Origin of the sequence: Actinoplanes sp. NPDC089786, assembly GCF_040684855.1 — a bacterium.
Lineage (GTDB): Bacteria > Actinomycetota > Actinomycetes > Mycobacteriales > Micromonosporaceae > Actinoplanes.
The window spans coordinates 228,174-242,327 of the sequence record NZ_JBFBGU010000002.1 but is presented as its reverse complement, the minus strand read 5'-3'; the positions used below and the strand labels follow the sequence as shown (position 1 = coordinate 242,327).

Here is a 14,154-nt window from a genome sequence, read left to right as displayed (position 1 = left end):
TGTTCGGATGGACCCAGCCTGCGGGTGGGCGTACGTCGATCGAATCGGTGATGTCACCGGTCCCGTAGCATCGGCGGCATGCTGCACGGGCGGCGCGACGAGTGCACGCTCATCGATGGCCTGCTCGCCGCGGCCGCCGATGGGCAGAGCGGTTCGCTCGTCCTGCGCGGTGAGGCGGGCATCGGCAAGTCGGCCCTTCTCCGGTACGCCGAAGAGCAGGCCACCGGCATGCGCGTCCTGCGCGGCACCGGCATCGAGTCCGAGTCGGAGTTCCCGTTCGCCGCCATCCACCAGGTGTTGCGGCCGGTCGCCGAGCTGATCGAGGTGATACCGGAACGGCTCGGCGCGGCCCTCCGCGGCGCGTTCGGCCTCGGCCCGGTGACCGGCCCGGACCGCTTCCTGGTCTCGCTCGCGGTGCTCAGCGTGCTGGCCGAGGCGGCCGAGGAACGCCCGCTGCTCTGCCTGGTCGACGACGCGCACTGGCTCGACGGCGCCTCGGCCGGCGCGCTGACCTTCGCCGCCCGGCGGCTCGGCTCGGAGGGCGTGGTGATCCTGTTCGCGGCCCGTGACCACTTCGACGCCGCCGGGCTGCCCTCACACACGCTCACCGGCCTCGACGAGCCGGCGGCCGGCGCGTTGCTCGGCGCCGGGCTCTCCGCCGCGGTCCGCGACCGCCTGGTGGCCAGCACCGCCGGGAACCCCCTGGCCCTGCTCGAGCTGCCCGGCTCGCTGTCGGCCGACCAGCTCTCCGGCCGCGAGTCGCTGCCCGAGCGTCTGCCGGTGGGCGCGGGGGTGGAGCAGGTCTTTCTCGATCGGGTACGCCGTGAGCACCCGTCCACGCAGACGCTGCTCCTGGTCGCGGCGGCCGAGGACAGCGGCGAGCTGGCGCCGGTGCTGCGCGCCGCCGACCGGCTCGGCGTCCCGTCCGGCGCGCTGGACGCCGCCGAGAAGGCGGGCCTGGTCCGGGTCGACGCCGGGACGGTCGTGTTCGGCCACCCGCTGGTCCGTTCGGCCGTCTACCGGGGCGCGACCTTCTGGCAGCGCCGCGACGCGCGGCTGGCCCTGGCCTCGGCGCTGGACGGCGACGAGAACGCCGACCGCCGGGCCTGGCACCTGGCCGCGGCCGCGCTCGGCCCGGACGACGAGGTCGCCGCCGAACTGCACCGCACCGCCGACCGGGCCCGCTCCCGGGGCGGGCACGCCGCCGCGGCGACGGCTCTCGAACGGGCGGCGACGTTGACCGCCGACGCGGCGCTGCGGGGCGAACGGCTGGTCCTCGCGGCCGCGTCGGCCTGGCAGGCGGGCGCCCCGGAACGCGCGACCGGGCTGCTCGACCGCGTGGTCGCCGCCTCGCCGGCCCTGCGGTGCCGGGCCGACCACCTGCGCGGGTCGATCGAGTCGGTCTGCGGCGAGCTGACCGCGGCGTACGCGATCCTGACCGGCGCCGCCGCCGATGCCGGCCCGGTGGCCGCCGCGCAGATGCTCACCGAGGCCGGGCAGGCGGCGTGGCTGGCCGGTGACGCCGCCGGACTGCGCGAGGCCGGTCGCCGGCTGGCCGCCCTGCCGATGCCGGACGCCGCGATCCCGCTCAGCGCCCAGCTCGTGCAGGGCTTGGACGGCCTGCTCAGCGGGGACACGGCGGCCGCCGCCCGGCACCTGCGTGCCGCCGCGGCCACCTTCTCCGGCTTTTCCGCACCCGCGCTGCCGGGCATTGTCACCGCGGCTCCTTCACCCGCGGCTCCTCAGCGCGCGGCTCCTCAGCTCGCGGCCGGCGGCGCGGATCTGCGGGCGATGATGATCACCGCGGCCGGGGCGATGTTCCTCGGGGATGACGCGGTGGCGGTCGGGTTGTTCACCTCCGCGGTGGCCCGGGCGCGGTCGGCCGGCGCCGCGTCGATGTTGCCCGCGCTGCTCGCGCCGCTGTCCTCGCTGGAAGGCTGGACCGGCCGGTTCGCCGCGGGCACGGCCGACGCCACCGAGGGCCTGCGTATCGCGACCGAGACCGGCCAGGACAACCCGGCCGCGCACCTGCGCGCGGTGCTGGCCTGGATCGACGCGGCGCACGGCCGGGATCGGGAGTGCCGGGACCACGCGGCGGCCGCCCTGACGCACGCGATCGGACATCGGCTCGGTCCCGCCGCGGGCATCGCGTCGTGGGCCCTGGGCCTGCTCGATCTCACCGCCGGCCGTCCCGGTCAGGCCCGCGACCGGCTGGTGGCGCTGGCCGTGGCCGGGCCGGGGGAGTCCCACCCGATGGTCGGCGTCTTCTCGGCCGCCGACCTGGTCGAGGCCGCCGTCCGCACCGGCGACCGGGCCACGGCCGAGGCCGCGCTGACCCGGCTGTCCACCTGGACCGCGGACACCGGGTCGGCGTGGGGCGCGGCGCTGGTGGCCCGCAGCCGGGGGCTGCTGTCCGACGACGACCGGGACTTCGCCGAGGCACTCGATCGGCACGCGACCGGCGGGCGGCCGTTCGACTCCGCGCGTACCCGGCTGCTCTTCGGCGAAGCCCTGCGCCGGCGCCGGAAGCGGACCGAGGCCCGCACCCACCTGCGGGCCGCACACGAATCGTTCGAGCGGCTCGGGCTGGCCGGGTGGGCCGAGCTGGCCGCGAACGAGCTGCGGGCCACCGGCGAGACCGCCCGCAAGCGCGACCCGAGCACCACCGGCGAGCTCACGCCGCAGGAGACGCAGATCGTCCGGATCGTGGGGGAGGGCGCGACCAACCGTGAGGTGGCGGCGCAGCTCTTCCTCAGTCCCCGTACCGTCGACTACCACCTGCGCAAGATCTTCACCAAGCTGGACGTGGCGTCCCGGGCCGAGCTGATCAGGCTGGCGGCGCGGCCGGACCGGTGACTTCGCTGATGCGATCGCCGCTGAACGCCAGGGTCATCATCGTGTGCCGGGCCACGCCGGTGATCGTGTCGCCGTCCACGGTGGCCTCACAGTCGAGCGTGGCCGGGAAGGGCGAGCTGATCCGGGCGCGGAACCGGAGCCGGCCGCCGTCGACGCGGGCGCGGTCGAACGGGCGGCCGTCCAGCGAGCCGGTCAGCTCCTGGTCGACGGCCTGGAGGATCAGCTCGGCGGTACGAGTGCCGCCCGGGGTGTCGAACCTGATCCGCCAGTCGCCGGTCGCCTCGCGGGCCAGCCGGTAGCGGTCGGCGCCCGCCCGATAGGCGCGGTGCGACTCGGCGTGGTCGGGCTCCGGCTGCTCGTCGGTGGCTGATGCCGCGGGGCCGGCTGATGCCTCGGCGGCGGCTGATGCCTCGGCGCCGGCGACGATGCCGGAGAAGCGCCGGGTGGCCAGGTTGGACGAGGCGGCGTACCCGGCCGCGCGGATCTGCATGGCGTGCTCGTAACGGCGTACCGCGTCGTCGAGGGTCTGCTCCTTGGCGAGGGCCCGGGCCAGTTCGGCCGCGTCGAGCAGGGCCAGATTGACGCCGTAGCCACCGAACGGTCCCATCGCGTGGGCGGCGTCGCCGAGCAGGGTCACGCCGGGCCGGTGCGGCCAGGTCATCGGCGTGGGCAGGAACCAGATGCCTCGCTCGACGTAGTCGTCGCTGTCGGTGAGGAACGGTTGCAGGCCGGGCGACCAGGCCGCGTACCGCTCACGCAGGTAGGCGTGCAGGCCGGGACGATCATCCACGTGTACGCCGGCCCGCCGCGCCCAGTCGGCCTCGGTGCGCATGGCGAGGTACCCGCGGATCACGCCGTTGCTGTTGCGCTGGGCGATGATCGCGTTGCCGTCGTCGCCGCGGGCGAACATGTGGCCCTTGCCGCCCATCACGGCCGCGAGCGCCGGGTGGCGGCGGTCCGCGTCGTCGTACCGGACGTCGAGGAAGGTGACGCCCGAGTATTCCGGAACCACGTCGCTGACCAGCGGCCGCACCCGGGACCACACGCCGTCCGCCCCGATCACCAGGTCGGCGTCGGTGGTCGTGCCGTTCGCGAAGGCCAGGCGGTGCCGCCCGTCGCCGAGGGCCGCGGCGCCGGTCAGCCGGTGGCCCCAGCGGACGTTCTCCGGGCGCACATGCCCGGCGATGAGCGCGCGCAGCTGACCGCGGTCGATCTCGGGCGCCGCGGTGTCGTCCTCGTCGTGCTGGAACGAGCCCCGCTCGGCGCCGTGCATGTCGATCATGCGCTTGGACTGGTCCTCGGCCCGGGCCACGGTCATGAACTCGTCGAGCAGCCCCGCGTCGGCCAGCGCGATCTGGCCGGTGTCGGCGTGCAGGTCGAGCGAGCCGCCCGCGTCACGGGCGTCGGCCGAGGCGTCGGTGTCGTAGACGGTGGCGGCGATGCCGTGCTGTTGCAGCACCAGGGCGCAGAGCAGGCCGCCGGGCCCGGCGCCGACGATGGCGATGGTCATGGTCATGGAGGTTCCTCCCTCGTTACCAATCAATCGATTGATCGGTGGTGCTGACCATAGCCAATCAAGCGATTGGTAATCAAGTAGGATGTGACCCATGCCGCCCAGAGCCCGCCGCAGCGCCGCCGACACCCGCGCCGAGATCCACCGGGTCGCGCTGGAGCTGTTCACCGAGAAGGGCTTCGACGCCACCACGACCCGCGACATCGCCGCCGCCCTGGGCATGAACCAGTCGTCGCTCTACTACCACTTCGCGGGCAAGGAAGAGATCCTCCGCAGCCTGCTGGAGCAGCGCCGGCGCGACGTCGACACGTTCCTGGAGTGGCTCGAGACGCGGCCGCGGACGCCCGGCCTGCTGCGCGAGGCGGCGTTGCGCTGGCTCGACAACACCGGCGAGGAGCACGTGTACGCCCAACGCTTCGCCCTGGCCAACCAGGCCATCCAGCGGCGGCTGGGCGGCCCCGAGCTGAGCGTGCCGGCCGCCTTCGAACGGGTGGTCGCCCACTTCGCCGGCCCCGGCGCCCCCGCCGCCGACGTCCTCTACATCCGCGCCGTCTTCAACACGGTCGGCTCGGTGCTGGCCGCCACCTACGGCGCCGCCGACGTCAACCCCGCCGACGTCCTGGCCGCCGCCCGCCGCATGGTCCTAGCCTTGACTGCCTAGCGTTGGTCCTAGCCTTGACCGCCCAGCGTTCGTCCTGCCGATCGACCGAGCCCTAGACCGCGGCCGCCGCCGCGACCTTCCAGGTGCCGTCGGCGCGGCGCATGGTGAGCACGACCCGGTTCTGGTCGACCTTCTCCCCGCTGATCTTGGCGTTGCGCCGGTACTGGTTGAGGTAGACCAGCACGGTCACGGTGTCACCGCCGACCTCCTCGACCCCGATCGCCGACACCTGGGCCTGCACGATCGCCTTCTCGGTGGTGGCCAGGGGCTTGAGTCCGGCGGTCATCTTCACGTACTCGCCGGAGAAGCCGCCGGTCGTGTAGCGGCTGCCGTTGGCCACGCTCGCGTCCCAGCTCCGGTAGTCGTACGAGAAGATCGCCTGCGCCGCCGTGCTCGCGTCGGCCACCGAGGCCTTGGCCGCCGTGGCCCGCGCGGCTCCCGCGTCACGCTGCCACCACAGCCAGCCCCCCGCCCCACCGGCGACCGCAGTCACAACGGCCAGAACCAGCGCCACCCTCTTCCGCCGCGTCATCGCTTCACCTGCCGCACTCGCCTTCACCTGCCGCACCCGCCTGCATCCGGTTTCACCCGACGAACTGGAGCTGGGAGACGAGCCAGCGGCCGCTGGCTCCGTCCTTGGCCAGTCCCACCCGAACCCGGTAGTGCGAGAGCCGCCCGTCCGGCGCCCCTTTGTTCTTCACGGTCGCATCCACCGCCACCAGCACGACGGCGCTGCGAAGATCGCCCGACACCCATCCGGTACGCAGAACCGTGCCCTTGGAGTCGACCTTGTTCTCGAGCACCGCCTTCCGCACCTGCGCCGAGCCCCGGGTGAACTCCTCCCGGAAGTCGCCGGTGGCCCGGCCGCTGATCCGCTCGATATCGGCGTCCACAGTGGTGGCACTGATCGACATGAAGTCAACCGCCGCCTGCCGAGCCGCCGCGGTCGCCTGCTGATGCGCCTCCTCAGTCCAGCGCTGGTCATAAACGTCTCGCCCCACCAGCCCGCCGCCGACCAGCACGGCCGCCAGCAACACACAGAGCCCAACCACGACGTAGCGCCACCGGCGCGCCAGTGCTTCCGGATCCGCATCCGAGCCCGCGCCTGCGTCCGTGCCGTCCAAGGCCGTATCCGTACCCGCACCCGCGTCCGCAACTGCGCCCGAGCCCGAGTCCGCGTTTCCGCCCGAGCTGACGTCTGCTCGCGAAGGAGTTGATCTTGAAGCTTCGCGCGCACCGCCACCGCCCCCACCCCTATGGGTGGGCGGGAATGTAGCAGCGGGCTGTGACGATTCTGCGACGTCATCCACAGGGTCGGAGATTGTGGACAACTCCGGGCCAGATCCGGCCGAAGGGTCAATCGGCGGGTCAGGGACGCGCGGCGTCACCGGCCGCACCCTCTGTGTCCGGGACACCTGGCGGCGCCGCACGCTGCGCGAAGGCTCGTTCACGGCGTCACTCCCGACAGAAGAAGCTGCTTCCAGGACTGCGCTCCGGCCACGGCTTCCTGCCCGCCGGTCCCGCCGAACCGCATCGGCAGCCCGTCCGGCCCGACCACCAGCCCGCTCGCGGGGTCGTACCCGGCCACCGGAGGCGACGCGGCGGCCGGCGCCGCTCCACCATCCGGGGCGGGCGCGACCGTGCCTCGCCCGTCCGGCCGGGGCGCGTTGCGTTCGCTGCGGACCCCGGATCCGGCCGCGAGCTCGGCGTCGGTGCAGGTCTGCGCCCCGGTGTCGGTGTACTGGCAGGGCGGCGGGTCGTTGGCGTTGACCACGAGGCCGAAGTGGGCGGTGCCGTCGCCGGGTGCGACCGTGTAACCGCCGGCGATGACCAGGGGGTACGTGACCAGGATCTGTTCGATGCCGGGGAGCCGGCGTACCGCGATGCCGTTGACCGTGATCAGGTTGCCGAGCAGGGTGCCGATAGCCGGGTCGAGGCCGCGCAGCAGCAGGGTCAGTTCGGTGGCCGCGGGCGGCCCGTTGGCCAGCAGCCGGCGCAGGTCGGGGTCGGCCTTGCGGAGGGTGCCGCTCAGCGAGGCCAGCCCGGCCGCCCACCGCCGCAGCGCCGCCGACTGGGACGCCTGTGTGGTGAGCACGACGGTGGCGTCGTCGATCAGCCGTTCGGTCTGCGGAAGGTAGGCGCCGCCGGTGTCCAGCAGGGTGTCCGACGAGTCGAGCAGCAGCTGGAGTGCGGCGGCGTTGCCTTCGAACGCGGTGCCCAGTTCGGTGATGACCACGGTGAGCTTGTCGCCGTCGACCGATCGGACCAGCTCGTCGAGGTTGGTCAGGAGCAACTCCACCGGCAGGGGGGTGCCTGTGCGGGATGCGGGAATCACCGACCCGTTGCCGAGGTACGGCCCTCCGGCGCGCTCGGGGCGCAGGTCGACGTACTGCTCGCCGACGGCCGACCGCAGCCCGATGACCGCGCGCAGGTCGGCGGGCACCTTCACGTCCCGCTCGAGGGACAGGTCGGCCCGGGCCCCGGACGGTGTGAGCCGTAGGGACGACACCCGCCCGACCGGCACCCCGCGGTACGTGACCGGTGCGTTCACGAAGATCCCGCCGCCGCGGGCGAGGTCCAGGTGCACCACGTAGTCCCGCCTCGCGATGCCCACGTACTCGAGCCCGACGTAGCTGACGCCGAGCGCGCTGATCACCAGGAACACCAGGACCTGGAGCTTGGCCATCCGGGTCAGGATCATGGCTGGTCACATCCGGTGAGCAGGCCGAGCGGCCCGCAGTCGCGGGTGGGCAACGGCAGCGGGAGCTGGGGCAGCTGGGGCAGCGGGAGGCCGGGGACGCTGACCGAGATGCTGGGCAGGGGCACGTCCGGGAGCTCCGGCGCGCCGGGGACGACGGGAGTCTTCGACGGCTTGGGTGTGCGCCGCGGCGAAGAAGGAGAAGGGGCAGAAGAGGGGGGCGCCGGTGTGGATGGCTCCATCGCCGCGGTGTCCGGGTTGACGAGCAGGTTCGACAGGACGACGGCCGCGTCCAGATCCAGGGTGGCGTACAGGTTGACGAACCTGGCCTTGATCGCCCCGCGCACGTTCGGCGGGAACGGGTAGGTCAGCATGAAGTTGAGCGCGTGCGGCAGGTCGTCGCCGGCCTTGACCAGCTGGGACAGGATCGGACGCAGGTCGGCCAGGGTGGCCAGCGTCGCGTCCCGGCTCTCGTTGATCACCCGCGTGCCGACCGTCGACAGGTCGCTGAGCGAGGTCAGCGCCGAGGTGAGCTGCACCCGCTGGTCGGCGAGCACCTTCAGCCCGGGGTCGAGCGCGTCCAGCGCCGTCCCGATGGTCTCCTTCTCGTCGGCGAGCTTGCCGGAGAGCGCGTCGAGGGCGTCGATGGCCCGGGTGATGTCGGCCTTCTGCGCGTCCAGCCCGCCGATCAGCGTCTCGAGCTGTCCGAGCAGGTCGTTGACCGCGGGGGAGCGGCCCTTCAGGGCCTTGCCCAGTTCGGCGTTGATCGTGCGCAGCTGGGCCAGCCCGCCTCCGTTGAGCAGCAGGCCGAGCGCCGCGAGCACCTCCTCGACCTCGGCGGTGCGGCCGGTGCGCTCCAGCGGGATCAGGGCGCCGTCGGTGAGCGTGCCGGTGCCCGGTTCGCCGACCGGCGGCGACAGCGACACGAACTTCTCCCCGAGCAGGCTGCTCTGCCGCAGCTCGGCCGTGGCGTTGGCCGGCAGGCGTACCCCGTCGTCGATGGTCATCCGCACCCGGGCCTGCCAGCCGTCCAGCCAGACCTTGTCGACGCTGCCCACGGTCACGTCGTTGACCCGGACGGCCGAGCGCGGCACCAGGTCGAGCACGTCGGCGAACGCGGCGGTGACCACGTAGGTCGAGTCGGACCGGGAGCAGCCGGCGCCGGCGGCCACGACGACGAGCAGGAGCGACAGGAGGCGCTTCATCATCGCCTCCCAGGCAGCGGCAGAATGCCGGCGAGGGTGGGATCGCTACCGACCGAAGGGGGCGCGACCATGACCGGCTTCTTGACCGCGGGCGACGAAGGCGGCAGGCCGAGCAGCTTGCGCAGCGGGTCCGGCAGGGGGAGGCCGCGCTCCACCAGGTCCCGCGCGAGCGCCATGCACACGTCCGGCACCTGCGCGGCCGGCACCAGGTTGACCAGCAGCGAGCAGACGTAGGTGGCCGGGCCGTACGGGCCGAGCAGGTTGTCGCGGGTGTCCAGGGTGCCGGAGCGCGGGTTGTAGACCAGGTTCAGGTTGGCCAGCGCCAGCGGCGCCACGTCGAGCACCTCGATCAGCGCCTGCTGCTGCCGGACCAGCACGGTGGTGACGTCGGTGAGCGCGGCGACGTCCTGGCTCAGCAGCTCGCGGTTGTCCCGCACGAACGTCGCCACCTGGGCCAGCGCCACCGACAGGCTCCGCAGCGTGGCCTCCAGTTCGGGGCCCTCGCCGGCGAGTTGCTCGCTCGCGGTGGCCAGCCGGCCGTTGAACTGGCGGACCAGCCGGTCGCTCTTGGCCAGCATGGTGGTGAACTCCTGCAGGTCGGCGACCGTTCCGAAGAGGTCGTTGCGGCCGTCGGAGAGCGTCTTCAGCGTTGTGCTCGCGCCGTCGATGGTGTCGTGCAGGTTCTCGCCGTTGCCGTCGAGGTTGGCCGCGCCGGTGTCGACGAGGTCGCTCAGCGAGCCGTCCCGGTTGGCGCCGGTGGGGCCGAGCGCCCGGTTGAACTCGTCGAGCGCGCGATAGACCTCGTCGAGTTCGAGGGGCACCGCCGTGCGCGAGGTGGGCAGTTCGGCGTTGTCGTTCAGGACCGGGCCCTTGGTGTACGCGGGGGAGAGCTGCACGTACCGATCGCTGACCACACTGGGTGGGATGATCACGGCCATCGCGTCCGCCGGAACGGGCTGCTCAGCGTCGTACTCCATGACGACCCGCACCGTGTCACCCTGCGGGACCACCTCGGTGACCGTGCCGACCGCGACGCCCAGCACCCGCACGCTCGACCCGGGCGTGATCCCGACGGCGCTGGTGAAGTGGGCCACCAGCCGCCGGTCGTCCGAGCCGCCGCCGAACACGACGAACGCGGCCACCCCGGCCAGGACGACGACCAGCGCGCCGGCCGCGATGGTGAAGAGCCGGGCCCTCATCGGACCGGCCCCGGCTGGAACGGCTGGATCAGGCCGTCGAGGTACGAGTCGAACCAGCGCCCGTTGCCCAGCACGTTGGTGAACGCGTCCAGGAACGGCGCGAACGTCGCGATGGTGTCGCTCAAATTGTCCCGGTTGCGTTGCAGCACGGCCAGCGCCCTCCGCAGGTCGGTCAGCGCCGGCGCCAGCCGGGCCCGGTTGTCCTTGACCAGCCCGGACAGCTGACCGGCGAGCGCGGTCGTGGTGACCAGCAGCTGGTGGATCGCGTCCCGGCGCTTGATCACCTCGGCCAGCAGCAGGTCGCCGTCGGCGATCAGCTTCCGGAACTCCTCGTCCCGTTCGGCCAGCACGCTGCTCACCCCGTGCGCGTGTTCGAGCAGCTCCCGGAGCTGCGCGTCCCGGGACGACAGCGTGCGGGTGAGCCGGGACAGCCCGTCCAGCGAGGTGCGGACGCTGTCCGGGGTGTCCGCGAAGGCCGCCGACAGCGCGTCGAACGCGGTGGCGAGCTGCTTGGTGTCGATCTGCTGGAACCGGTCGGCCAGCCCGGTGACCGCCTGCACCACGTCGAACGGCGACGCCGTGCGGGACAGCGGGATCTCGCCGTCCTCGGCCAGCCGGCCGTCGCCCGCCGGGCCCAGCGCCAGGTACTTCTGCCCGAGCACGGTCTTGATCCGGATGGTGGCGCTGGTCGTGTCGCCCAGCCGTACCTCGTCGTCGTCGATCCCGAAGGACACCTTGACGTACGTCTGGCTCGCCGACGAGGCCAGCTCGACGCCGGTCACCTTGCCCACCTTGACGCCGGCGATGCGTACCTCGTTGCCCTCGGCCAGGCCGCTCGCGTCGCGGAAGGCGGCGTGATAGGTCGCCCCGCCGAACAGCCGGCCGAGGTCTTCCAGGTGGAACGCGCCGTACATGAGCAGGGCCGCGACCACGATGGCGAGGGCGCCGAGCTTCCTCATCGGTCACCGCCGGTCCGGCAGCGGGCCTGGTCCGAGCTGAACGGCCCCACCGGCGTCCGACCGGCGACCGGCAGCGCGATGTGCCCGTCGAAGTCGCACATGAAGAAGTTGAACCACGAGCCGTCGGACGCGGTGGTGGTCAGGTCACGGTACTGGCCGGGCAGCCGGGACAGCGTCTGGTCGAGCACGCCGCCGTTGTCGGCCAGCGTGTCGCTGAGCCGGCCGAGCTGGTCGATGTCGGCGCGCAGGTCGGGGCGGGCGTCGCGGAGCAGTCCGGCGGTGGCGCTGGTGACGCCGGAGATGTTGGTGACCGCGTCGCCGATGGCCTCGCGGTCGGCGGCCAGCCCGGAGACGAACTGCTGTAACGCGGCCACGCTGCCGGAGAGCTGGTCGCGGTGCTCGTCCAGGGTGGCCAGCACGGTGTTCAGATTGTCGATGACCCGAGTGATCACGGCGTCGCGGTCGGCCAGCGTGGAGGTCAGCGAGGCGGTGTGCTCCAGCAGCCCGGAGACGGTGCCGGCCTCGCCCTGGAAGACCTGGATGATCTCGTACGCCAGGGTGTTGACGTCGTCGGGGCTCAGCGCCGTGAACAGCGGGCCGAAGCCGTTGAACAGCACCGTGAGATCGAGGGCGGGCGAGGTCTGGGCCAGCGGGATCAGCCCACCTTGACGCAGATTCTCCGACGCGCCCGGCTGGTTGGTCAGGGCCACGTAGCGCTGGCCGACCAGGTTGCGGTAGCGGACGGCGGCGTGCACGTTGGCCGGGATCGGGATCGCCTGGTCGACCGTGAGTGCGAGCTCGGCGGTGGCGCCGTCGATCAGGCGTACCTCGCTGACCTGCCCGACCTTGACCCCGGCGATGCGGACGTCGTCGCCGGGCAGCACCGAGGTGACGTCGGTGAATCGGGCGCGGTACTCGGTGCCGTCCGGCGCGAACGCGCCCAGCGACCCGGCGAGCAGGCCGGTCAGCACGAGCGTGATCGCGGCGAAGACAATCAGCTTGATCAGCGGCGGCGCGACGTTGCGGTTCATCCCCCGGACACCACCGTTCCACGCAGCACCGGGCCCCACAGCAGCGCGGCCGCGTCCGGGACCTGCTCGGGCGGCGTGCCGGTGGCCTGGCCGGCCAGCACGTCGATCACGCCGCGCTCCTCGGCCGTCCCCGAGTAGCCCATGGCCGCGGTCGTGGTGATCGGGATCGGCCCGCCCTGATCGCCCTCGGTGCCGTCGTCCAGGCCGGGCGGTTTCAGGGGCACCGGCGGGTCGGGCAGCCCGTAGCATTTCGGGCCGCCGCTCGCGTCGTACCGCGGATCGTCTCTGCCCATGACGTATTTGCCCTGGTCACGGGTGGCCTCCAGGGTGATGTGCATCCGGCCGTCGCGGAACACCTGCTCGATGCGGGGCTGGAGGGTGACCAGGCCGTCGAGGACACAGGGGTATTCCGGCGCGTACGTGGCCAGCAGGCCGAGCACCGGCTCGCTGACCTTGCCGACCTGGATGATCCGGTCGCCGTGCCGGTCGAGGAAGCCGGTCGCGTACTCGGCGGCGTCGGTCGTGTCGGTCAGCAGCGCGGCCAGCTGCTGCCGTTGGTCGGCGATCGTGGTCATGGTGACCGTGGCGTTGCGCAGCAGGGTGAGCAGGTCGTCGGCGGCGCCGTGGTACGCCTCCAGGGTGTCTGCCAGCCGTTTGATGTCGGTGCGCAGGTTGGGCACGTGCGGGTTGAGCCGGACCAGGTAGTCGTCGAGCTGTTCCAGGTTGCCGCCGAGCTGGTCGCCGCGGCCCCGCAACGCCCCGGCCAGCACGCCGAGCGTGGTCGCGAGCTGCTCCGGGGCGATCGTGCGCAGCAGCGGCAGCACGTCGTCGAGCACCCGTTCCAGTTCCAGGGCGCTGCTGCTGCGGTCCTGGCCGATCACGGCGCCGTCCTTGATCGTGTCGTGCGGCGCGGCGGGGATCTCGAGGGACACGTACCGCTCCCCGAAGAGGGTCTTGGGCAGCAGCCGCGCGGTGACGTCGGCCGGGATCCAGGCGCTGTCCCCGGGCCGGAGCGCGAGCTTCATCCGCGCGGCCGTCCCGTCGGCGGTGATCGACCGCACCTCGCCGACGATCACGTCCCGCACCTTCACGTCGGCGCCCGGGTTCAGCTGGAGCCCGGTGTGGTCGGCCAGCAGGGTCACGGTGACGACCGGCGTGAACGCCTTCCGGTAGACGAGCACGCTCAGCGAGACCGCCGCCAGCAGCAGGACGACGAAGCTCGCACCGATGAGTTTGAGCCTCATCCCGCGATCCTCACCGTGGTGGTGGCGCCCCAGATCGCCAGCGAGAGGAAGAAGTCGATGATGTTCACCGCGACGATCGCCGTCCGTACGGCCCGGCCCACCGCCACACCCACGCCGGCCGGCCCACCGCTGGCCGTGTAGCCGTAGTAGCAGTGCACCAGCACCACGACCACGCTGAAGACGAGCGTCTTGCCGAACGACCAGAGCACGTCGGACGGCGGCAGGAACAGGTGGAAGTAGTAGTCGTACGTGCCCGGGGACTGCCCGAAGTAGGCGGTGGCCATCGTCCGGGTGGCGAGGTAGCTGGAGAGCAGCCCGATCACGTACAGCGGGATGACCGCGACGAAGCCGGCGATCATCCTGGTGGTGACCAGGAACGGCAGCGACGGCACGGCCATCACCTCGAGCGCGTCCACCTCGTCGCTGATCCGCATCGCGCCGAGCTGCGCGGTGAACCCACACCCGACGGTCGCCGAGAGCGCGATGGCGGCGACCAGTGGGGAGATCTCACGGGTGTTGAAGTACGCCGAGACGAAGCCGGTGAACGCGCTGCTGCCGAGCTGGTTGAGCGCCTGGTAGCCCTGCAGGCCCACCTCGGTGCCGGTGAAGAAGGTCATGAACGCGATCACGCCGACCGTGCCGCCGACCACGGCCAGGGCGCCCGACCCGAAGCTGACCTCGGCCAGCAGTCGCAGGACCTCCTTCTTGTAGTTCTTCAGGACCCGGGGCACGGCCGCGAACGTGCGGGCGTGGAAGGCCAGCTGGGCGCCGAGGTCGTCGAGAATCAC

At 72.6% G+C, this 14,154-nt stretch carries 12 protein-coding genes; 2 read left to right on the top strand and 10 right to left on the bottom strand.

Annotated elements, in window-relative coordinates; all coding sequences use genetic code 11:
• The first annotated feature begins 78 nt into the window (after positions 1-78).
• Positions 79-2,856: an AAA family ATPase gene (locus tag AB0O15_RS11975; RefSeq protein WP_364317543.1), complete on the top strand. Its 2,778-nt coding sequence runs from the start codon at positions 79-81 to the stop codon at positions 2,854-2,856.
• On the opposite strand, the gene AB0O15_RS11970 is transcribed toward AB0O15_RS11975, so the two are convergent.
• Entirely contained in the window at positions 2,828-4,372 is a 1,545-nt protein-coding gene (locus tag AB0O15_RS11970) for an NAD(P)/FAD-dependent oxidoreductase (protein ID WP_364317541.1), read from the bottom strand. The genes AB0O15_RS11975 and AB0O15_RS11970 overlap by 29 nt on opposite strands.
• 91 nt (positions 4,373-4,463) lie before the next feature.
• Here AB0O15_RS11970 and AB0O15_RS11965 point away from each other — a divergent pair, with 91 nt between their 5' ends.
• Complete coding sequence (locus tag AB0O15_RS11965; RefSeq protein ID WP_364317539.1) at positions 4,464-5,030, top strand: helix-turn-helix domain-containing protein; 567 nt, start codon at positions 4,464-4,466, stop codon at positions 5,028-5,030.
• A gap of 52 nt (positions 5,031-5,082) precedes the next feature.
• Here AB0O15_RS11965 and AB0O15_RS11960 read toward each other — a convergent pair whose 3' ends face one another.
• The 9 genes from AB0O15_RS11960 to AB0O15_RS11920 form a co-directional block, all read right to left on the bottom strand.
• The gene (locus AB0O15_RS11960) at positions 5,083-5,562 is read right to left on the bottom strand and encodes a hypothetical protein (RefSeq protein ID WP_364317538.1); all 480 of its coding nucleotides are present in this window, start codon (positions 5,560-5,562) and stop codon (positions 5,083-5,085) included.
• A gap of 52 nt (positions 5,563-5,614) precedes the next feature.
• Positions 5,615-6,154, bottom strand: a complete 540-nt coding sequence (locus tag AB0O15_RS11955; protein ID WP_364317537.1) for a hypothetical protein — start codon at positions 6,152-6,154, stop codon at positions 5,615-5,617.
• Positions 6,155-6,477: 323 nt separating this feature from the next.
• A complete protein-coding gene (locus AB0O15_RS11950) occupies positions 6,478-7,731 on the bottom strand; it encodes an MlaD family protein (RefSeq protein ID WP_364317535.1) in 1,254 nt (417 codons plus the stop codon).
• The gene (locus AB0O15_RS11945) at positions 7,728-8,933 is read right to left on the bottom strand and encodes an MCE family protein (protein WP_364317534.1); all 1,206 of its coding nucleotides are present in this window, start codon (positions 8,931-8,933) and stop codon (positions 7,728-7,730) included. Before AB0O15_RS11945 ends, AB0O15_RS11950 begins: the two co-directional genes overlap by 4 nt.
• Entirely contained in the window at positions 8,933-10,132 is a 1,200-nt protein-coding gene (locus AB0O15_RS11940) for an MCE family protein (protein WP_364317532.1), read from the bottom strand. Before AB0O15_RS11940 ends, AB0O15_RS11945 begins: the two co-directional genes overlap by 1 nt.
• On the bottom strand, positions 10,129-11,091 hold the full coding sequence (locus tag AB0O15_RS11935) for an MCE family protein (RefSeq protein WP_364317531.1): 963 nt from the start codon (positions 11,089-11,091) through the stop codon (positions 10,129-10,131). The genes AB0O15_RS11940 and AB0O15_RS11935 overlap by 4 nt, the downstream gene beginning before the upstream one ends.
• The gene (locus AB0O15_RS11930) at positions 11,088-12,122 is read right to left on the bottom strand and encodes an MCE family protein (RefSeq protein WP_364317529.1); all 1,035 of its coding nucleotides are present in this window, start codon (positions 12,120-12,122) and stop codon (positions 11,088-11,090) included. Before AB0O15_RS11930 ends, AB0O15_RS11935 begins: the two co-directional genes overlap by 4 nt.
• The gene (locus AB0O15_RS11925; protein ID WP_364317527.1) at positions 12,119-13,366 is read right to left on the bottom strand and encodes an MCE family protein; all 1,248 of its coding nucleotides are present in this window, start codon (positions 13,364-13,366) and stop codon (positions 12,119-12,121) included. The genes AB0O15_RS11930 and AB0O15_RS11925 overlap by 4 nt, the downstream gene beginning before the upstream one ends.
• The gene (locus tag AB0O15_RS11920; RefSeq protein ID WP_364317525.1) at positions 13,363-14,154 is read right to left on the bottom strand and encodes an ABC transporter permease; all 792 of its coding nucleotides are present in this window, start codon (positions 14,152-14,154) and stop codon (positions 13,363-13,365) included. Before AB0O15_RS11920 ends, AB0O15_RS11925 begins: the two co-directional genes overlap by 4 nt.

Excerpts from the sequence above, each read along its gene's own strand:
- AB0O15_RS11975 (WP_364317543.1), top strand. The coding sequence starts at position 79 with ATGCTGCACGGGCGGCGCGACGAGTGCACGCTCATCGATGGCCTGCTC.
- AB0O15_RS11970 (WP_364317541.1), bottom strand. The coding sequence starts at position 4,372 with ATGACCATGACCATCGCCATCGTCGGCGCCGGGCCCGGCGGCCTGCTC.
- AB0O15_RS11965 (WP_364317539.1), top strand. The coding sequence starts at position 4,464 with ATGCCGCCCAGAGCCCGCCGCAGCGCCGCCGACACCCGCGCCGAGATC.
- AB0O15_RS11960 (WP_364317538.1), bottom strand. The coding sequence starts at position 5,562 with ATGACGCGGCGGAAGAGGGTGGCGCTGGTTCTGGCCGTTGTGACTGCG.
- AB0O15_RS11950 (WP_364317535.1), bottom strand. The coding sequence starts at position 7,731 with ATGATCCTGACCCGGATGGCCAAGCTCCAGGTCCTGGTGTTCCTGGTG.
- AB0O15_RS11945 (WP_364317534.1), bottom strand. The coding sequence starts at position 8,933 with ATGAAGCGCCTCCTGTCGCTCCTGCTCGTCGTCGTGGCCGCCGGCGCC.
- AB0O15_RS11940 (WP_364317532.1), bottom strand. The coding sequence starts at position 10,132 with ATGAGGGCCCGGCTCTTCACCATCGCGGCCGGCGCGCTGGTCGTCGTC.
- AB0O15_RS11935 (WP_364317531.1), bottom strand. The coding sequence starts at position 11,091 with ATGAGGAAGCTCGGCGCCCTCGCCATCGTGGTCGCGGCCCTGCTCATG.
- AB0O15_RS11930 (WP_364317529.1), bottom strand. The coding sequence starts at position 12,122 with ATGAACCGCAACGTCGCGCCGCCGCTGATCAAGCTGATTGTCTTCGCC.
- AB0O15_RS11925 (WP_364317527.1), bottom strand. The coding sequence starts at position 13,366 with ATGAGGCTCAAACTCATCGGTGCGAGCTTCGTCGTCCTGCTGCTGGCG.